The 18,908-nt window shown below is 72.1% G+C and carries 15 protein-coding genes; 10 read left to right on the forward strand and 5 right to left on the reverse strand.

All coding sequences use genetic code 11. The features are described from left to right. A partial coding sequence (locus tag GTO19_RS19000) for an alpha/beta hydrolase (RefSeq protein WP_291023665.1) occupies positions 1-868 on the forward strand: 868 nt, incomplete at its 5' end. Here the strand turns inward: GTO19_RS19000 and GTO19_RS19005 are convergent. From GTO19_RS19005 to GTO19_RS19020, 4 genes are all read right to left on the reverse strand, one after another. Further along, entirely contained in the window at positions 865-2,865 is a 2,001-nt protein-coding gene (locus GTO19_RS19005; protein WP_291023668.1) for a PAS domain-containing protein, read from the reverse strand. The two genes, GTO19_RS19000 and GTO19_RS19005, sit on opposite strands and share 4 nt — an antisense overlap. 148 nt (positions 2,866-3,013) lie before the next feature. Next, positions 3,014-5,584, reverse strand: a complete 2,571-nt coding sequence (locus GTO19_RS19010; protein ID WP_291023670.1) for an ATP-binding cassette domain-containing protein — start codon at positions 5,582-5,584, stop codon at positions 3,014-3,016. Further along, on the reverse strand, positions 5,581-6,459 hold the full coding sequence (locus GTO19_RS19015) for a branched-chain amino acid ABC transporter permease (protein ID WP_291023672.1): 879 nt from the start codon (positions 6,457-6,459) through the stop codon (positions 5,581-5,583). The genes GTO19_RS19010 and GTO19_RS19015 overlap by 4 nt, the downstream gene beginning before the upstream one ends. A 105-nt stretch (positions 6,460-6,564) precedes the next feature. After that, on the reverse strand, positions 6,565-7,761 hold the full coding sequence (locus tag GTO19_RS19020; protein WP_291023674.1) for an ABC transporter substrate-binding protein: 1,197 nt from the start codon (positions 7,759-7,761) through the stop codon (positions 6,565-6,567). A 238-nt stretch (positions 7,762-7,999) separates the two neighbouring features. On the opposite strand from GTO19_RS19020, the gene GTO19_RS19025 reads away from it, so the two are divergent. The 4 genes from GTO19_RS19025 (at position 8,000) to GTO19_RS19040 (ending at position 11,420) form a co-directional block, all read left to right on the forward strand. Continuing rightward, entirely contained in the window at positions 8,000-8,431 is a 432-nt protein-coding gene (locus GTO19_RS19025; RefSeq protein ID WP_291023676.1) for a nuclear transport factor 2 family protein, read from the forward strand. Further along, the gene (locus tag GTO19_RS19030) at positions 8,428-9,351 is read left to right on the forward strand and encodes a polysaccharide deacetylase family protein (RefSeq protein WP_291023677.1); all 924 of its coding nucleotides are present in this window, start codon (positions 8,428-8,430) and stop codon (positions 9,349-9,351) included. The genes GTO19_RS19025 and GTO19_RS19030 overlap by 4 nt, the downstream gene beginning before the upstream one ends. Positions 9,352-9,412: 61 nt before the next feature. Beyond that, a complete protein-coding gene (locus GTO19_RS19035; RefSeq protein ID WP_291023680.1) occupies positions 9,413-10,603 on the forward strand; it encodes an amidase in 1,191 nt (396 codons plus the stop codon). A 28-nt stretch (positions 10,604-10,631) separates the two neighbouring features. Further along, a complete protein-coding gene (locus GTO19_RS19040; protein WP_291023682.1) occupies positions 10,632-11,420 on the forward strand; it encodes a GntR family transcriptional regulator in 789 nt (262 codons plus the stop codon). A 19-nt stretch (positions 11,421-11,439) separates the two neighbouring features. Here the strand turns inward: GTO19_RS19040 and GTO19_RS19045 are convergent, their stop codons facing one another. Next, positions 11,440-12,114: a GntR family transcriptional regulator gene (locus GTO19_RS19045; protein ID WP_291023684.1), complete on the reverse strand. Its 675-nt coding sequence runs from the start codon at positions 12,112-12,114 to the stop codon at positions 11,440-11,442. A gap of 125 nt (positions 12,115-12,239) precedes the next feature. Here GTO19_RS19045 and GTO19_RS19050 point away from each other — a divergent pair, with 125 nt between their 5' ends. From GTO19_RS19050 to GTO19_RS19070, 5 genes are all read left to right on the forward strand, one after another. Continuing rightward, positions 12,240-13,046 carry an enoyl-CoA hydratase/isomerase family protein gene (locus GTO19_RS19050; RefSeq protein ID WP_291023687.1) on the forward strand — a complete coding sequence of 269 codons (807 nt, stop codon included), beginning with the start codon at positions 12,240-12,242 and terminating at the stop codon, positions 13,044-13,046. A gap of 53 nt (positions 13,047-13,099) precedes the next feature. Beyond that, the gene (locus GTO19_RS19055) at positions 13,100-14,083 is read left to right on the forward strand and encodes a tripartite tricarboxylate transporter substrate binding protein (protein ID WP_291023689.1); all 984 of its coding nucleotides are present in this window, start codon (positions 13,100-13,102) and stop codon (positions 14,081-14,083) included. A 103-nt stretch (positions 14,084-14,186) separates the two neighbouring features. Then, complete coding sequence (locus GTO19_RS19060) at positions 14,187-15,434, forward strand: CaiB/BaiF CoA-transferase family protein (RefSeq protein WP_291023691.1); 1,248 nt, start codon at positions 14,187-14,189, stop codon at positions 15,432-15,434. Between the two features lie 172 nt (positions 15,435-15,606). Continuing rightward, positions 15,607-18,207: a PAS domain S-box protein gene (locus GTO19_RS19065; protein ID WP_291023693.1), complete on the forward strand. Its 2,601-nt coding sequence runs from the start codon at positions 15,607-15,609 to the stop codon at positions 18,205-18,207. Positions 18,208-18,230: 23 nt separating this feature from the next. Then, a complete protein-coding gene (locus GTO19_RS19070) occupies positions 18,231-18,872 on the forward strand; it encodes a response regulator transcription factor (RefSeq protein WP_291023694.1) in 642 nt (213 codons plus the stop codon). The last annotated feature ends 36 nt before the right edge of the window (positions 18,873-18,908 follow it).

Here is an 18,908-nt window from a genome sequence, read left to right on the forward strand (position 1 = left end):
GGCGTCGGCATCGGCGCCGCGCGCGCTCTGGACCCGCATGGACCTGCCCGGCTCGGCGCCGGGGCGCCGCGTGCCCGTGCTGCGGCGTGAGGCCTCGGCGGGCGCGGGCGCGCCGCGCGTGGTCGTGGTGCCCGGTTCGGGCTGCGACGGCCTGGGCCCCATTGCCCCGGCCTACTTCGAGGGCCTGGAGCGCGCGCAACTCTGGGTGCTGCACAAGCCTTTCACCAACCCCTGGGTTCGCACCGCGCCCGAGCGCTGCGGCGAGGCCTTCGCGCGCGACGACCGGCCCAGCCGCTGGCAGGCCGATGCACTGGCCGCGCTGGCCGCGCTGCGCGCGCGCGAACCCGAGCGGCCGACCTGGGTGGTGGGCATCTCGGAGGGTGGCGACCTGCTGCCCGCGTTGGGCCGGGCCCTGGGCCCGTCGCTGCGCGGCCTGGTGCTGCTGTCGGCCACGGGGCTCGATCCGGCCGACACGCTGCGCCTGCAGGCGCAGCGGCTGGGCCAGGCCTTCGCCTGGGACGAGATCCGGACGGCGAGCCGCAGCGCGCGCCCCGACGAGGAGTTGCTGCACGGCCGCAGCCTGGGCCACTGGCGGGACCTGCTGGCCTGGCGCCTGTTCGGGCCCCTCACGGCCGAGCCCTGGACGCTGTGGCACTGGTGGGGCGAGGCCGACGCCTTGATTCCCCCTGAGGCCCACGAGCGCTTCGCGCGCGAGGCGGCCGATCGCCCGGTGCGCCTGTGCGCGCGGCGCTGGGCCGGGGCCGACCACGGCCTGCACCGGCCGGCCGGCGGCCCGGTGCAGCCCGCGCTGTGGCGGGTCCTCCTGGCCGCCGATGGGGCCGGGGGCACGGACTGCGGTCCGCCCTAAGGCAGTGCCAGATCCGTCGCCGGCGCGGGCAGCTCCACGAAGAAGGTGCAGCCCTGGTCGGGCGCCGTTTCGCACCACAGCCGGCCCCCGTGGCGTTGCACCACGCGCTGCGCCAGCGCCAGGCCCATGCCCACGCCGTCGTAGTCCATGGAGTGGTGCTGGCGCTGGAACATCACGAACAGCGACTTGGCCTTGGCCAGGTCGAAGCCCACGCCGTTGTCGCGAACGAAGAGCGTGCGCACCCCGCCCACGGTGGGCAGCTGCCCCACCTCGATGCGCGCCTGGGGCACACGGCGCGTGAACTTGGCCGCGTTGTCGAGCAACTGGCCGAAGACCTCGGCGAGCAGGATCGGATCACCCGCCACCACGGGCAGCGCCGGGTCGATGACCCACTCGATCTCGCGCGGTGCGTTCTCGGCCCGCAGGCGGCCCACGATGCCCATGATCAGCGGCGTGAGCGAGACCGGCACCGGCTCGATGGCCACGCGGCCCAGGCGCGCGTACTCCAGCAGGCCGTCGATCATCTGGCCCATGCGCTTGCCGGCGTTGCCGATGGCGGTCTGGAACTGCAGCAGCTCGTGGTGCTGCGCCGGGTCCAGCCCCTCTTGCGTCAGTGTGACGTACTGGCCGATGTGGCGCAGCGGCGCGCGCAGGTCATGTGCCACCGTGTAGGAGAAGGCGTCGAGGTCGCGGTTGGCCGCGTCGAGCTGTCGGGTGCGCTCGGTCACGCGGTGTTGCAACTCCTCGTTCAGGCGCGCCATCACGTCGGCCAGGCGCTTGGACTCGGTGAGGTCGCGCGTGATGACCGAGACGCCCTGCAGCTCGCCCTGTTCGTTGCGCAGGGCCGTCAGCGTGGCGTGTGACCAGAAGCGCGTGCCGTTCTGCCGGTGGCTCCAGCCCTCGTGCTCGGCGTGGCCTTCCTCCAGGCACACGTCCAGCATGACCTGCGTGTCGGCCCCGGCGAGTTGTTCGTCCTGTGGCTCGAACAGCGCGTCCAGCGAGCGGCCGAGGATCTGCCCGCGATCGAAGCCGTGCAGGCGCTGCGCGCTGTCGGTCCAGTCGGCCACGCCGCCGTCGGGGTCGAGGAAGAAGATGGCGTGGTCGCGGATGGCGTGCGACATCAGGCGAAAGCGCTGCTCGCTGGCGTGGAGCTCGGCGCTGCGCTGGGCCACGCGTTCTTCGAGGTCGAGGTTGGCGTTGAAGACGAAGTCTTCGGTGCGGCGGCGCTCGGTGATGTCGATGAGCTCGATGAAGAAGCCGTGCACGCCGCCATCGTGGCTGTCGGGCAGGTAGTGCACCTCGTAGTAGTGGGGCGTGCCGTCCGCGCCGGGGCGCTCGGCTTCGTGGCTCAGCGATTCGCCGTTGAGCGCCTTGGCCACGCGCGGCAGCACCTCGGGCAGCACCTCGGGCGAGAGCACGCGGCTGAGGTCGATGCCGATGACTTCGTCGGGACTCAATCCGTAGCCGGCCGCGTAGGCGGCGTTGCAGAAGCGGCAGACCAGGTCCTTGTCGTAGTAGGCCAGGCGCGAGGGCGTGCGGTCGGTGATGGCCTGCAGCAGGCGCAGGCGGGCGATGATCTGGCGTTCGATGCGGTCGCGGCCCGTGACGTCGACCGCGGCGGTGTGCGAGCGCAGGAATCGGCCGCTCGCGTCGCGCACCGCATGAGAGATCAGCTCCACGGTGAAGAAGGCGCCGTCCTTGCCGAACAGGCGCAGCGTGATGGGAAGCGCGCGGCCGTGCGTGCGGAGTTCGTGCAGGTGGTCGCGCAGTTGCCGCAGGTCGCTCTCGTCGCGCAGGTGGGCGAGTGTGGGGAAATCCGCGCCGGCCCCGCTGGACAGGCCCTCGATGTCCGCCCGGTTGTGGCCGAGCCAGCCGAGCAGCGTGTCGTTGATGGCCTGCACGCGCAGGCCCGTGTCCAGTGCGAGCAGGCCGCAGGGCGCGTCGTCCCACAAGGCATGGCCTTCCACGATCGCTCGCTCGCTGCTGGCTGGTTGCATGTCTGGCCTCCCACCCGCGTCGTGGCGCGGGTCCTTGTGTGGGGTGCATCCCCGGAAAGGGCCACTCTAGCGGCCGATCGCCAGGCGTGCAAATCGCCCGTGGCGGGAGGCCCGCGTCCGGGTTCGGGCGGTCGGCGCGTGGCGGGTCTCAGGCCACGCGTTCGAGCCCTGCCTCGGCCATGGCCGCCGTCGGCACCACCGCGCGCTCGCCCAGGTAGGCCGCGGCCAGCGCCCCATCGGCCGCGATCTCGGCCGCGGTGCCCTGGGCCACGATGCGCCCGCCCTCCATCACATAGGCGCGGTCGGCCAGGGCCAGCGCCAGGCCGGCCATCTGGTCCACCAGCAGCAGGGTCATGCCCTCGCGTCGCAGGCGGTCCAGCGCGGCGAACAGCTCGGCGATGACCTTGGGCGCCAGGCCGAGGGAGGGCTCGTCCAGCAGCAACACGCGGGGGCGCGACATCAGCGCGCGTGCGATGGCCAGCATCTGCTGCTCTCCGCCCGATAGCAGACCGGCGCGCTGGTGCAGGCGCTCGCGCAGGCGCGGGAAACGCTCGAGCTGTTCTTCGACGCGCGCCTCGCGGTCCTCGGGCCGCAGGAAGGCGCCGAGGCGGATGTTGTCGAGCACGCTCAGCTCGGGGAACACCTGCCGGCCCTCGGGCACCAGCACCACGCCGCGCGCCACCACCTGCTCGGCGCCGAGCTCGTGCAAGGCCGCGCCGTCCAGGTGGATGCCACCGCGCACCGGGCGGTGCAGGCCCGCTATCGCTTTCATGAGCGTGGACTTGCCGGCCCCATTGGCGCCCAGCAGGGCCACGGCCTCGCCGCGGCGCACGCGCAGGTCGATGCCGTGCAGCACGGGCTCGGCGCCGTAGCCGGCGACCAGGGCGCCGACGCCCAGGGCTTCCTCGCTGTCCAGCGGTACCCGCGCCTGCGCTGCGACGCCAGCGTCGAGGCCCTCGCCAAGATATGCGGCCTGCACGGCCGGGTCGGCCTGCACCTCGGCCGCCGTGCCCGCGGCCAGGCGCTCGCCCGCGTCCAGCACCACCACCTGGTCGCTGATGTCCATGACCAGGGCCATGTCGTGCTCCACCAGCAGCACGGCCAGGCCGGCGTCGGCGATGCGGCGCAGCAGCGCGCCCAACCGTTCCTTGTCCTCGCGCGAGAGGCCGGCGGCCGGCTCGTCGAGCAGCAGCGCGTCGGGATCGGTGGCGAGGGCGCGCGCCACCTCGACCAGGCGGCGGTCCACGTGCGGCAGGTCGGCCGCCAGGGTGTGCGACGAGCCGGTGTAACCGCAGAAGGCCAGCAGCTCGCGCGCGCGCCGCAGGTGCCCGGGTGCGCGGCGGCGCGACGCGCCCAGCAGCGGGCCCAGGCGCCCCCGTCCCATGGCCAGCACCACGTTGTCGAGCACGCTCAGCGAACCGAAGAGTTGGGAGGTCTGGTAGGTGCGCGCCACGCCGGCCCGCGCGATGCGCACCGCCGACTGGCCCGCGAGTTCGCGCGCGCCGAGCGAGAAGCCGCCCGCCGTGGGCTGGTAGAAGCCACCGAGCACGTTGAGCGCGGTGGACTTGCCCGCGCCGTTGGGCCCGATCAGGCTGGTCACCTGGCCGGCCTCGGCGCGCAGGCTCAGGTCGCCCACCGCGCGCACGCCGCCGAACTGCATGGTGATGCCTCGGGCCGCCAGGCCGGCGCGCGCGCGTGCGTGCAGGCCCAGTGCCGCCGCGCCGGGCTCGGCCGCCGGTGGGGCCGCGGGCCACAAGCGCACGCGCAGGCGCTGCAGGCCGCCGACCACGCCGTCGGGCGCGGCCCACAGCACCACCAGCAACAGGGCGCCGAAGAACAGCAGGCGGTACTCCTCCAGGCCCGACAGCAGCTCGGGCAGCAGGCCCACCACCACGGCACCCACCAGCGGCCCGGCCACCGATCCCGCGCCGCCCAGCATCACCACCAGCACGAACAGAATGGACTGCAGGAAGCCGAAGGTGTGCGGCGTGACGAAGCCCGACAGCGGCGCGAACAGCGCGCCCGCGGCGGCGGCCAGCACGGCCGACACGGCGAAGGCCACGGTCTTGATGAACAGCGGGTTCAGGCCGATCGATTCGGCGGCGGTTTCGGCGTCGCGCACCGCGCGCAGGCCCGCGCCCCAGGTGCCGCGCGACAACCAGGCGTAGCCCGCGAGCGCGACACCCACCGTGGCGATGGCCAGCAGGGCGACCGCGCGCTCGCCCTGCGCGAAGCCCAGCGAAGGCGCTGCCAGGCCCATGATGCCGTTCTGCCCGCCGGTGAGCGCGCCGGCCTCCACGATGCCGTGCTCCACGATGAAGCCGAAAGCGATGGTGACCATGGCCAGGTAGGGCCCCTTCACGCGCAGCGCCGGCAGCGCCAGCAGCGCGCCCGCGCAGCCGCCGAGCAGCGCGGCCACGGGCCAGGCGGCCCAGAAGCTCCAGCCGGCCTGGGTGGTGAGGATGGCCACCGTGTAGGCACCGATGGCGTAGAAGCCCACGTGGCCGAAGGACACCTGACCCGACAGGCCGAGCAGCACGTTCAGGCCGATGCCCACGATGGCCAGCAGGGCCACGTTGGCGAGCACGAAGACCCAGTAGCCGTTGACGGTGAGCGCGAGCACGGCGCCCACGGCCAGCAGCGCCAGCACGGCCGCGATCTGCGACGGCGTGCCCAGGCCCAGCGGGCGGGGCGTGGTGCGGGAAACGGCAAGGCTCATACCTTCTTCACCTCCGCGCGGCCGAACAGGCCGTTGGGGCGCCAGGCCAGCGCCGCGATGACCAGCGCGAAGCTGAGGATCTGCGTGTAGCCCGAGCCCAGCGTGGCGGTGATGGTGGCCTCGGCCAGGCCGAAGATCAGGCCCGCGATCATCACGCCCCAGGCGCTGGTGATGCCGCCCAGGATGGCGACCGCGAAGGCCTTGAGGCCGAACAGCGTGCCCATGTCGGCCGCCACGTTGAACAGCGGCGCGATGAGCACGCCCGCGATGCCCGCGAACAGCGCCGACAGCGCGAAGGCCAGCGCCACCGCGCGCCGGATGGGAATGCCCATGAGCCGCGCGGCCGCGCGGTTCTGCACCGCCGCCAGCAGGGCCGTGCCCCAGCGCGTGCGACGCGACAGGGTGTGCAGCAGCGCGGCCAGCGCCAGACCCACCACGGGGATGAGCAATTGCAGCGGGTACACCCCCAGCCCCAGGCCACCGATCTCCAGCGGCGACTGGGCCAGGGGCGAGGCCAGGCTGCGCGGCTCCTTGCCGTAGGTGAACATCACCAGGTTGTCGAGCACGATGCCCAGGGCCACGGTGGCCATGAGCCAGGCGTCGGAGCCGCGGTTCACGAAAGGCCGCACCGCGAGCCATTCCACCAGCAGGCCGTAGAGCGCGCACAGCGCCAGCGCCAGCGCGATGGCCGCCCACAGGGGCCAGCCGAAGGTCTGCGCGAAGCTGAAGGTGAGCACCGCGCCCAGCATCATCGAGCTGCCCTGGGCGAAGTTGACCGTGCCGCTGACGGCGTAGGTCACGTAAAAGCCCAGGGCCATCAGGCCGTACATGCTGCCCAGCCCGAGGCCGCTGATGAGCGCGGAGATCGCCAACATATGAAGTTCCTTGGTTCTTCAGTGAACGACCCGCCGCCGGGCCGCCCCAAGGCGGGTCAGCCCCCTCGGGGGGCAGCGACCCGCGCAGCGGCGGAGCGTGGGGGCTTAGTTCGTGGTCATGCCCACGGGCACGATGCGGTTGTCGATGAACTGCGCCCACACGTAGTCGCTGCTCAGCACCGCGTCGTGCTGCGTGGCGCTGAAGGGCTTGTCGTAGGTCTTGATGAGGCCTTCGTACTTGCCGATCTTGTAGAAGCCCTGGCGCACCGCGTCGCCCTCGGTGGAGCCGGCCGCCGCGATGGCCAGCGCCGCCAGGTGCGTGCCGTCGTAGGCGTTGGCCACGCCCACGGCGGGCGTGATGTCGGCCGGGCCCTTCACGTTCGGGTACTTGGCCACCATGGCCTTGATCACGCGCTCGCCCACCGGCGACTGCTTGCCGAAGAAGCTGTAGGTCTGCACGAAGTGCACGTCCTTGCCGCTGGGGCCGGCGAGTTCGGTGAAGCGCCCGCCCGCCGGGCCCCAGTGCGAGACCACGGGCACCTTCCAGCCCATGCGGTCGAGCGACTTGACCACCTGCGCCGAGGGGCCCACGTTGCCCACCATGAAGAGCACGTCCGCGCCGCCAGCCTTCAGGCGCGTGAGCTGCGGCACCATGTCCACGTCGTTGGCCTCGAACTTCTCGATGCCCGCGGGCGTCACGTTCTTCGCCGCCATGGCCGCCGCCAGGCCTTTCTGGTTGCTCTCGCCCCAGGGGTTGTTCACCAGGATCAGGCCGGGCTTCTTCGCGCCGAAGGTCTTCTGCGCGTAGGCCAGCATGCCCTCGTCGACGATCTCGTCCACCGCCGAGACGCGGAAGGCGAAGTTGGGGTTGGCGCCGTTCTTCGTGATGCCCGTGCCCGCGGCCCAGGGCCCCATGAAGGGCACCTTCTCCTGGTTCATCAGTGGCACGATGGCCATGGACACCGGCGTGTCCAGACCGCCGAAGACCACGGCCACCTTCTCGCGGTAGATGAGTTCGCGCGCGGCCACCACGCCCTTGGCGGGGTTGGCCTCGTCGTCGCGGCGCACCAGTTCCAGCTTGCGGCCCAGCACGCCGCCCTTGGCGTTGATCTCGTCGATGGCGATCTGCATGCCGCGCGTGATGGCCTCGCCGGCCAGGGCGGACTGGCCCGACAGCGCGGTGACCAGGCCGAACTTGATGGGCTCGTTGGCGAGCGCCGCGCCGCCGAACGAGGCCGCCGCGAGGGCGATGCCAGCCGCCAGCGCGCCGCGCCGGGTGGGGAAGGAGGAGAAGAGGGACATGGCGGGGACTCCTGAAAAGGGGGACGGGGACGGTGGGGGGAAACGCTGCGCCCGGTCGCAAGTCCTGTGCCAGTGTTCTCAATTTTGCTTTTGTGGTGTTTTCATTCCTGAATATGGATTGTTGACAATCTGGCACACGACTTGCGAACACACCGATAGCGTGCCGGCGCGGGTCCGTGTCGGTGCGAAACGCCCCAGGCCGGTGCGCCGCACCGGCCGCGATCCGTGGAGCCGCCCCATGTCCGACACCGCTGTCCCCACAGCCCAGCTCACGCCCGCGCAGGTCGTGGACGAGTACCTGCGCATCCTCATGGTCCCCGACCCGGCCGGCGCGCGGCGCTTCGTCGCGCCGGGCCTGCGCATCCGCTTCACTGGCCACCGCGAGATGGCCGACCCCGCCGAGTGCGCGGCCTTCAACGCGGGCCGCTACCGCTGGGTGAAGAAGCGCATCGAGCGCACCGAAACCGTGGCCGGTGGCAGCGCGGCCGAGACCGTGGTCTACAGCCTGGGCACGCTGTACGGTGAATGGCCGGACGGCACGCCCTTCGAGGCCAACCGCTACGTGGACCGCTACGTGGTCAGCCACGGCCTCATCACCGAGATGCAGGTGTGGAACGACAGCGCCGAGTGGCTGCTGGAGCCCTCGCTGAACCGGAGGCCGCTGAAGTGACTGCCCAGTACCTCGGCCCCCTGCCGGACCACGGCCGCTTCCCTTACCGCGCCATCACGCAGCGCCCGCATTACCGCTGGCCCAACGGCGCAGGCCTGGCGGTGTACATCGGTTTCAACATCGAGCACTTCGCCTTCGGCGAAGGCCTGGGCGCCGCCATCGGCCCGGCATCGCCGCAACCCGACGTGCTCAACTTCAGCTGGCGCGAGTACGGCAACCGCGTCGGCGCCTGGCGCTGCCTGGAGCTGTTCGACAGCCTGGCCCTGCCCACGGCCGTGCTCATCAACACCGCGCTCTACACGCATTGCCCCGAACTGGTGGCCGCCTTCGTGGCGCGCGGCGACGAACTCGTGGGCCACGGCCACAGCAACGCCGAGCGCCAGGCCGCGCTCGACGAGGCCGGCGAACGCGCGCTGCTGGCGCACTGCCGCCAGCAGATGCGCGTGCACAGCGGCGTGGAGCCGCGTGGCTGGTTGTCGCCCTGGATATCCGAGAGCCGGCTCACGCCCGACCTGCTGGCCGAGACCGGCTACCACTACACGCTCAACTGGTGCCACGACGACCAGCCCGTGCCCATGCGCACGCGCGGCGGGCAGACGCTGTGGTCCGTGCCCTACCCGCAGGAGCTCAACGACATTCCCATGATCGTGGCGCGCCAGATGGACGGAAAGGACTTCGCGCAGATGATCGTGGACAACACCGACGAGATGCTCGATCAGGCGCGCGCCCAGCCGCTGGTGATGGGCATCGCGCTGCACCCCTACCTGGTGGGCCAGCCCTACCGCCTGCGCCACCTGCGCCGCGCCCTGCAGCACCTGGCCGCGGCGCGCGACCGGGGCGAGGTCTGGTTCACCACGCCCGGCGAGATCGCCCAACACATGGCCACGCTGGCCGCGCACGAACCCAAGGCATTGGCATGAGCGCCGCCGGGCCGTTCCCAAGGCGCTCAGCCCCGCAGTGCGCAGCACGGAGGATTGTTCAGTGACCACCTTTCCCATTGAAGACAGCGTCGGCGCCTGGGTGCCGCACGGGCGTTTCGTCGTCGACGGCGCGCCGCAGGGCCCGCTGAGCGGCCTGAGATTCGCGGCCAAGGACGTGTTCCACGTCGCCGGCCACCCCACGGGCGCGGGCAACCCGACCTGGCTGGCCACCCACCCCGTGCCCACGGCGCACGCGCCCGTGGTCGAGCGCCTGCTCGGCGCCGGCGCCACGCTCATGGGCAAGGTGCTCACCGACGAACTGGCCTACAGCCTGCACGGCGACAACGCGCACCTGGGCACGCCGCTGAACACGCGCTACCCGGACCGCGTGCCCGGCGGCTCGTCCAGCGGCTCGGCCGCGGCCGTGGGCGCGCGCCTGGTGGACTTCGCGCTCGGCACCGACACCGGTGGCTCCACCCGCGTGCCCGCCAGCTACGGCGGCCTGTGGGGCCTGCGCACCACGCACGGCCTGGTCAGCGCCGAGGGCCTGGTGCCGCTGCACCCGTCCTTCGACACCGTCACCTGGCTGGCGCACGCTTTCGACAGCTTCGAGCGCGTGGGCCGCGTGCTGCTGCCCGCCAGCGCCTGGTCGCCGCGCCGCGTGCTGCTGCCCATGGACGCCTGGGAACTGGCCGACCCGCTGTTCGCCGATCCGCTGGCGCGCGTGCGCGACGCACTGGCCGCGCGCCTGGGCGTGGTGCCCGAGGCCTCACGCTGGGCCGGCGAGCAGGCCCTGGCCGACTGGCGCCAGGTCTATGCCACGGCCGGCGCGCACGAGGGCTGGCGCGTGCACGGCGGGTGGATCACCTCCGCGCAACCGTCGTTCGGCGAGGCCATCGCCGGGCGCTGGGCCGGCGCCAGCCGCGTGAGCGATGCGCAGGCCCAGGCCGCGCAAGTGCAGTGGGCGCGCATCCGCGCCGCCGTGCGCGACCTGCTGGGTGAGGACGGCGTGGCCGTGCTGCCCTCGGCCGCCAGCCTGGCACCGCGCCGCGACGCCGCGCCCGCCGAGGTGGACGCGGTGCGTTTGCGCACCATGGCCATCACCTGCATCGCCGGCCTGGCGGGCCTGCCGCAGGTGAGCCTGCCGGTGGACACGCCCGAGGGCGAGGTGGTGGGCGTCTCCCTGCTCGGCGCGCCCGGCAGCGACCTCGCCCTCATCCGCCTCGCGGGCGAGATCCACGCCGCCCTCTGACCCCGCCATTTGGTGCAGACTGCGCGCCATGCCGAACGCCGCCGCCCCGTCAAAGAAAAAGCCGCCGCGCCGCGCCGCCACCCGCGCGGCCGATCTCGACCTCGACCCGCCCGCCCCGCGTGCCGCCGGTGCGCTGGCCGACGCCGAGGGCGACGACGTCGAGGCGCGCATCTACCGCGCCGTGTTCGAGAGCGTGATGAGCCAGCGCCTGCCGCCCGGCACCAAGCTGCCCGAGGCGCCGCTGTGCGAGCTCTTCGGCGTGAGCCGCGCGGTGGTGCGCAAGGTGCTGCAGCGGCTCGCGCACGACCACATCGTGCAGCTGCGGCCCAACCGCGGCGCCACCGTGGCCGTGCCCACGCGCGAGGAAACGCAACAGATCTTCGAGGCGCGCCGCGCGCTGGAGGCGGCCATCGTGCGCCTGGTGGCCGAGCGCGCCACCCCGGCGGACCTGAAGGCCCTGCGCGCGCAGCTGCAGGCTGAAACGAAGGTGATGCACCGGCACGACCAGCCCGCCTGGGCGCGCCTGGCCAGCACCTACCACCTGCGCCTGGCCGAGCTCTCGGGCAACCCCATCCTGCACCGCTACCTGGTGGAGATCGTTTCGCGCTGCTCGCTCATCGTGGCGCTGCACCAGCCACCGGGCAACGCGGCCTGCGAGCACGACGAGCACGAGGGCATCGTCGAGCGCATCGCGCGCGGCGACGCCGATGGCGCGGTGGCGCTGATGGACCGGCACCTGCGCGACCTGGAGCGGCACCTGATGCTGGACAAGCCCGCGCCGCGCAAGGACCTGGCGCACCTGCTGGGGCTGGGCTGATCGGCGAGGCCCGCGCCGATCAGCGCATGCGCAGCATCAGCTCGGCCTGGGCGGTGCCGCCCACCGTGATGTGTTCGGTCATGGCGCGCTGCGCCTCGGGCTCATCGCCGCGCACGATGGCGCGCACGATGGCGCCGTGCTCGCGGTGCGAGGCCAGCATGCGGCCCGGGCGCTCGAAGGACACCGGCCGGTAGGCCGCCAGCCGCTCGCGGATGCGCACGATCTGGCCGGCCAGGTAGGCGTTGTCGCAGCCCTGGTAGATGAGGCCGTGCAGGCGGACGTTGAGCTCGGTGTATGCCGCGATGTCGTCACGCTCGGCGGCCTGCCCGGCCTCGACCTGCACGGCCTCGAGCGCGTGGCGCTGTTCGTTGCTCATGCGGCGCGCGCTCAGGCGGGCCGCTTCGGCTTCGAGCACCGCCAGCACCTCCAGCATGCCGAAGATCTCGCGCGGCTCCAGCCGCGTGACGACCGCGCCGCGCCGCGGCGAGAAATTCATCAGACCGGCGGCGGCCAATTGCAGCAGCGCCTCCTTGGCCGGCGTGCGCGAAATGCCGAAGCGCTCGGCCACGGCCTTCACGTCCAGGGCGTCGCCGGGGCGCAGGCGGCCCTGTCGGATGTCGTCCTCCAGCGCCCGGCGCACCTCGTCGGTCACGGTGGCCGCCGTGGGTTCGGCCAGGGTCGTCGTGTCGTTCATGGGTGGGCAGTGTACGGGGCCAGCGCCATGCAGGAATTCATGCCTCGCGGTTTACCCTGATAGAAAATCCACTTGACGGTTAAAAGTCAGCCATATAAATTTATACAAACAGTACGGAGACCAAGATGAATGCAAGAGAAGAAGGTCTGAGCGATCTTCCCGAACTGGTCATCGCCGATGGCGTGGCCACCGTGACCCTGCGCCGCCCGCGCGTACTCAACCGCCTGCAGGCCGAAGACGTGATCCGTCTGCGCGAGATCTGGGCCGAGGTGGAACGCGATCCGTCCGTGCGCGTGCTCGTCCTGACGGGCACCGGCCGTGCCTTCAGCAGCGGTTACGACCTGGACGAACTCGGCGAGCGCAGCGGCGCCATCGCCCCCGCGGGCCGGGCCGAGCGTCCGCTGCCCGACTTCCCGGCCATGACGCTGGAGCTGGAGAACCTTCGCGTGCCCACCGTGTGCCGCCTCAACGGCCCGGTCTATGGCGGCGCCACCGATCTGGCGCTGAGCTGCGATTTCCGCGTCGGCCGCAGCGACTGCGAGATGTTCATGCCCGCCAGCCGACTGGGTCTGCACTACTACACCGAGGGCCTGATCCGCTGGTCGCACCGGCTGGGCACCAACGCGGCGCGCCGCCTCTTTCTCACGTCTACCACCATCAAGGCCGAGGAGATGCACCGCATCGGTTACCTGACCGATGTGGTGGCCCCCGAGGCGCTGGACGACGCGGTGGACACCCTGGTGCGCACCCTGGCCGCGCAGGCGCCGCTGGCGGTGGCGGGCATGAAGCGCTCGCTCAACCAGATCGCGCGCGGCGAACTCGACGTGGCCGCCAGCGACGAGCGCCACCGCACCAGCCTGGCCAGCGAGGACCTGCGCGAGGGCATGGCCGCCTGGCAGGAACGCCGCGCCCCCGTGTTCAAGGGACGCTGAAGCGCGAGGGGCCGCAGAGCCCCCGCCATCGATCACAACGAAGGAGACAAGACATGAGCATTCAACGACGCACCCTGTTGCGCCTGGCGGGCGCCGCCCCGGCGGTGCTGGCCCTGCCCGCGCTGCACGCCGACACCTGGCCTTCGCAGGCCTTCAAGCTGCATATCGGCTACAGCACCGGCGGTGCGGCCGACATCGTGGCCCGCACCCTGGCCGTGCGGCTGGAAAAGCTGCTGGGCCAGCCGGTGGTGTTCGAGTACCGCCCCGGCGCGGGCGGCGCCATCGCCGCGGCCTACGTGGCGCGCCAGCCCGCCGATGGCTACCAGCTCTACCTGGCCGACACCGGCAGCATGGCCATCATCCCCAACCTGCGCAGCGTGGCCTACGACCCGGTGCGCGACTTCACTCCGCTGGGCTACGTGGGCGCCAGTGGCCTGGTGCTTCTGGTCAACAACGAGGTGCCGGCCACCGACGTGCCCTCGCTGGTGAAGCTGCTGAAGGAGAAACCAGAGGCCTATGCGTACTCGTCCTCCGGCATCGGCTCGCCGCATCAGCTTGCAGGCGAGCTGTTCAAGCAGCTCACCGGCACGCAGATCCGCCACGTGCCCTACCGGGGCGCAGCGCCCGCGATGAACGACCTCATGGCCGGCCAGGTGCAGGTGGCCTTCGCCACCATCGCGCCCGCGCTGCCGCTGATCCAGGCAGGGCGCATGCGCGCCATCGCCGTCACCTCGGCGAAGCGCTCGTCCAGCCTGAAGAACATCCCCACCATCGCCGAGCAGGGCGTGGCGGGCTACGAGGCCACGCCCTGGTTCGCCATGGTGGCGCCGCCGCAACTGCCCGCGGCCATCGCGCAGCGCCTGCAGCAGGCCATGGCCCAGACCATCGCCGACCCCGAGGTGGTGGCCACGCTGGAGCGCTACGGCGTCGAGGACGCGGTCGCGCAGACGCCCGCCTGGCTCGTCGAGCGCATCCGCGCCGACCACGCCAAGTGGGGCGGCGTGATCAAAACCGCCGGCATCAAGATGGACAACTGACACCCCCTGCCGCGCTTCGCGCGACCCCCCAGGGGGCGGCACCTGCGGCCCGGCAAAGCCGGTTCCGCGGCGCCCTGACCTGGACCACATCAAGTCAACACCAATGAATGAATCCAACGACGTTTCCGAGGACTTCGAGCGCCCGCTCGCGGGCCTGAAGGTGCTGGAGCTGTCGCAGATCATGGCCGGCCCGGTGTGCGGCCTGATGCTGGCCGACATGGGCGCCGACGTGATCAAGCTGGAGCGCTTCCCGGGCGGCGACGACGCGCGCGGCTACCAGCGCCCGGGCGACCCGGGCCTGTCGCCAGCCTTCACCATGATCAACCGGGGCAAGCGCTCGGTGGCGCTGGACATCCGCACACCCGAGGGCCGCGAGGCGCTGCTGCGCCTGGTGGCGCAGGTGGACGTGGTGACGGAGAACTTCCGTGTGGGCACCATGGAGCGCCTGGGCCTGGGACACGAGGTGCTGATGCAGGCCAACCCACGCCTGATCTACGCCGCCATCTCGGGCTACGGCCGCGTCGGCCCGCTGGCGCAGCAGGGTGGCTTCGACCTGATCCTGCAGGCCTTCTCGGGGCTGATCAGCGTCACTGGCGAGGAGGGCCGCGCGGGCGTCAAGCCCGGCATTTCGGTGGCCGACGTGAACGCCGGCATCCTGGCCGCGCTGGGCGTGCTGGCTGCCTACATCCGCCGCCTGCGCACCGGGCGCGGCGGGCGGGTCGACACGTCGTTGCTGCAGGCCTGTCTGCAGCAGACTTACTGGTTCGCGGCGGCGTACTTCTCCAAGGGCGTGGTGGCCAAACCCATGGGCACGGCGCACCCGCTGATCGCGCCGTACCAGACCTTCGCCTGTGCCGACGGCGCCATAGCCATCGGCGGCGGCAACCAGGCCAACTGGCTGCGCATCGCCGCCACGCTGGGCCACCCCGAGTGGGCGGACGACCCGCGCTTTGGCACCGGCGCCTCGCGCCTGGGCCATCGGCACGCGCTGGAGGCCCTGATGACCGAGGTGCTGCGCACGAACACCGTGGCCCATTGGACGGCGGCCCTGGCTGGCGCTGGCGTGCCCGTAGGCCCTGTGCAGGACGTGGGCCAGGCCCTGAGCCACCCGCAAACCCGCGCCGTGGGCATGGTGATCGACAACCCCGACCGGCGCACCGGCCTGGACAAGGCGGTGGGCTGTCCGGTGCACTTCGACGGCCACAGCCCCACGCGCAACGGTCCCGCGCCGCTGGTGGGTGAGCACACACAACAGGTGCTGCGCGAGTTCGGCTTCGACGACGAGTCCCTGAGGCGCCTGGCCGAGGCGGGCGCGATCCCGCCGGCGCGCCGTGCGGCCGAGCCGGTGTGACACCATCCTTGAGGCGTGACCTGTCGCACGCTCCGCGCATCGGGCGAGCGCTGTGCCCGGCAAGGTCTGTATACCCCCTGTGCACATCGCGCTCTGTCACGTAGAGTCGCCGCACGCCCGATCAAATGACCGTCAGGGAGGCTGGCGGGGCGGGTGAGGAGGACACCCCGGCATGGCGGGAAACCGCAAACGCTCGGTACAACTCTGGCTGCCGCTGCTGCCCGCGGCGGTGGCCTTGCTGCTGCTGGCACTGATGGTGTGGTCGGTGGAGCGTGTCGTGGGCGACGAACTCGAGCGCCGCGCCGGGCAGCGCGTGGAGCAGGCGGCGTCCGTCTACGCCGACCGCCTCGCGCGCTCGCTCTCCCGCGCCACCGCCGAGATGGACCTGCTGGCGCTGCTGCCGCAGCAACTGGCCTCGCCCTCGCACTGGCGCACGCAGATGGACCGGCTGCGCGAGCGCAACCGCAGCTACGTGTGGATCGGGGCCACGAACGCCGAAGGCGAGGTGCTCGCCGCCAGCGACGGCCTGCTCGAAGGCGTCTCCATTGCGCCGCGGCCCGTGTTCCTCAAAGGCCGCGAGGGCGCCTGGTTCGGCAGCCTGCACCCGCCCGTGGCCCTGCGCGAGCCCCTGGCCGCGCTGGACCGGCCGGTGCCCGCGGAACTCGCCGACATCGCCATGCCCTATCTGGACACCACGGGCGCCCCGGCCGGCGTGCTGGCCGCGCACCTGGACGCCAGCTTCTACGACCGCATCCGCGAAGACGTGCTGGGCCCGGCCCAGGCCCGCCGCGGCCTGCAGCTGGAACTGGCCAACGTGGACGGTCAGCGCCTGCTGGGCCAGCGGCCCATGCTGTCGCCGGCGCAGTGGCTGGATCTGCTGGGCACGCCCACGGGGACACCGCGCGTGTTCGAGACGGAAGACGGCGACGCCATCCTGCTGGTGCGCCACGTGGTCGACCGCCCCTTGCTGCCGCTGAGCACCGACTGGCAGGTGGTGGCCTGGCAGCCGCTGGGCCAGGCGCTGGCGCCCGTGCGCGAGCTGGAGCGCTACGTGCTGGTGTGGGGCGGCCTCACGGTGCTGCTGGTCGGCCTGGGCGGGTTCTGGCTCTCCAGCCGGCTCGCGCGGCCCTTCAACCAGATGATCGACGTGGTGGCCGAGCGCCTGGGCCCGCAGTCGGACGCCGCGCCCGGCACGGTGCTGCGCGTCATCGCCGAGCAGATGCGCCGGCTGCCGGTGCAGGGCAGCGGCGGCTCGCGCAGCGAGCAGACCCTGACCCAGGTGCTGCACGACGCCAGCCGCCTGCAGGCCGTGCTGCAGTACCTGCCTTCGCCCGTGTACCTGGTGGACATGGACTTTCGCGTGCTGTTCTGGAACGACGCCGCCGAGCGCATGTTCGGCTGGAGCGCGGCCGAGGCCGAGGGCCGCCACGTGGACGAGATCTTTCGCGACAAGGACCCGGCCAACAGCGCGCGCCATGCCATCCGTCCGGCGATGATCGCCGGGCAAGGGCCGTGGACCTTCGAGACCCACCTGCTGCGCCGCGACGGCAGCGACATCTGGGGCGAGTGGCGACTCACCAAGGTGTTCGGCGCCGACGGCGAACCCATCGGCCTGCTGGCCCAGGTGCGCGACCTCACCGTGGAGCGCCTGAGCGAGATGCGCCTGCGCGAGCAGGGCGAGGTGCTGTCGGCGCTGATCAACTCCGCCAGCGACGCCGTCATCAGCGTGGACCTGCACGGGCGCATCAGCCTGTTCAACCCGGCGGCCGCGCGCATCTTCGGCCGCGAGGCCGAGGCCATGATCGGCCAGCCGCTGGACACGCTGCTGCCCGCCGAGCACCGCGGTGAGCACCTGGCGCTGATGCAGCGCTTTTCCAAGTCGACCACCAGCACCCGGCCCATGGGCTTCGGCCGCGTCAAGGGCGTGCGCGCCGACGGCGCCGAGCTGGAGCTGGAGGCCTCCATCTCGCACATCACCGTGCGTGGCCAGAAACTGCTCACCGCCATCCTGCGCGACGTGACCGAGCGCGTGCGCGCGGAGCAGGCCCTGGCGCGTTACCAGCTCGAACTCTCCGAACTCACCCAGCGGCTGCTGACGCAGGAGCAGAACACCACGCGCGAGCTGGCCCAGACGCTGCACGACCAGCTCGGCCAGACCCTGGGCGCGATCCGCCTGTCCTTCGACTCGCTGGCGCAGATGAGCCGGGAGCTGCTGCCGCCGCGCGCGCAGGAACGCTCGGCCACCGTGGGCCGCCAGATCGACCACGCCATCGCCGAGGTGCGCCAGGCCCTGGTGCGCCTGCGCCCGCCCATGCTGGAAGACCTGGGCCTGACGGCTGCGCTGGACAACGAGATCCGCCAGCGCGTGGCCGAGGCCGACCCCGTGACGCTGCACCTGCAGACCGTGGGCGAGGTGATCACGCAGCGCTGGCCCGACGATGTGGAGTACGCCGCCTTCATGGTGGCGCGCGAATCCGTGGCCAACGCGCTCAAGCACGCCGCGGCCAGCCGCATCGTGGTGCGCATCGAGGGCGACGCGACCCACCTGAGGCTGGACGTCGTCGACGATGGCACGGGGCTTGCCGAGGAGATGGCCTTCGGCCGGCCCGGTCACCTGGGCATGGTTGGCATGCGCGAGCGCGCGCTGGCCATCGGCGCGCGGCTCAACGCGCGCGCGCGCAGCGGGGGCGGCACACGCGTCACCCTGATCTGGACGGCCCGCCCCGACAGCGTCTTCGGCGAACTGGACGCCCTGAACGACCCCGAGAACTGACACGCACGACAGAGAGGAGACCCATGAGCGACATTTACCTGGTTGACGACCACGCCATGCTGCGCGATGGCCTGAAGGCCGTGCTGGAGGACGCCGGCCACCGCGTGGTCGGCGAGTCCGCCGACCCCACCGCGGCCCTGGCCGAGATCGTGCGGCTCTCGCCCTCGGTGGTGCTGCTGGACCTGCACCTGGGCCTGCGCTCGGGCTTCGAGCTGCTGGAGCAGCTCGTGCAGCGCAAGTCACCCGCGCGCGTGGTGATGCTCACGATGTCGGCCCAGCCCCGCCACGTGGCGGAGGCCATGCGCCTGGGCGCCTTCGGCTACGTGCTCAAGGGCTCGCCCGCGCGCGAGGTGCTGGAGGCCGTGGAGGCCGTGGCCGGCGGCCGCAAGCACCTGGGCGGCCCGGTGGCCCAGCTCGCGGTGGAAGGACTCACGCAGACCGACGACAGCAACCCCCTGGCCTCGCTGTCGGTGCGCGAGCGCCAGGTGATCCAGCTCGTGGTGCAGGGCCACACCAGCGCCGCCATCGGCGAGCAGTTGCACCTCTCGCCCAAGACGGTGGAGAGCTATCGCAGCCGGCTCATGGCCAAGCTGGGCGTGAGCGACCTGCCCGCGCTGGTGCGGCTGGCGATCCGTGAAGGATTGATCAGCGCGGACGACCTCTGACACGCGCAGTGGGCTTTTCCGCTGCCCGCGCATCCA

Origin of the sequence: Hydrogenophaga sp., from assembly GCF_011772445.1 — a bacterium.
In the GTDB taxonomy this organism is placed as follows: Bacteria; Pseudomonadota; Gammaproteobacteria; order Burkholderiales; family Burkholderiaceae_C; genus Hydrogenophaga.

Bases quoted from the DNA above. Each gene is read 5' to 3' on its own strand.
- GTO19_RS19005 (WP_291023668.1), bottom strand. From the start codon at position 2,865: ATGCAACCAGCCAGCAGCGAGCGAGCGATCGTGGAAGGCCATGCCTTG.
- GTO19_RS19010 (WP_291023670.1), bottom strand. From the start codon at position 5,584: ATGAGCCTTGCCGTTTCCCGCACCACGCCCCGCCCGCTGGGCCTGGGC.
- GTO19_RS19015 (WP_291023672.1), bottom strand. From the start codon at position 6,459: ATGTTGGCGATCTCCGCGCTCATCAGCGGCCTCGGGCTGGGCAGCATG.
- GTO19_RS19020 (WP_291023674.1), bottom strand. From the start codon at position 7,761: ATGTCCCTCTTCTCCTCCTTCCCCACCCGGCGCGGCGCGCTGGCGGCT.
- GTO19_RS19025 (WP_291023676.1), top strand. From the start codon at position 8,000: ATGTCCGACACCGCTGTCCCCACAGCCCAGCTCACGCCCGCGCAGGTC.
- GTO19_RS19040 (WP_291023682.1), top strand. From the start codon at position 10,632: ATGCCGAACGCCGCCGCCCCGTCAAAGAAAAAGCCGCCGCGCCGCGCC.
- GTO19_RS19045 (WP_291023684.1), bottom strand. From the start codon at position 12,114: ATGAACGACACGACGACCCTGGCCGAACCCACGGCGGCCACCGTGACC.
- GTO19_RS19050 (WP_291023687.1), top strand. From the start codon at position 12,240: ATGAATGCAAGAGAAGAAGGTCTGAGCGATCTTCCCGAACTGGTCATC.
- GTO19_RS19055 (WP_291023689.1), top strand. From the start codon at position 13,100: ATGAGCATTCAACGACGCACCCTGTTGCGCCTGGCGGGCGCCGCCCCG.
- GTO19_RS19060 (WP_291023691.1), top strand. From the start codon at position 14,187: ATGAATGAATCCAACGACGTTTCCGAGGACTTCGAGCGCCCGCTCGCG.
- GTO19_RS19065 (WP_291023693.1), top strand. From the start codon at position 15,607: ATGGCGGGAAACCGCAAACGCTCGGTACAACTCTGGCTGCCGCTGCTG.
- GTO19_RS19070 (WP_291023694.1), top strand. From the start codon at position 18,231: ATGAGCGACATTTACCTGGTTGACGACCACGCCATGCTGCGCGATGGC.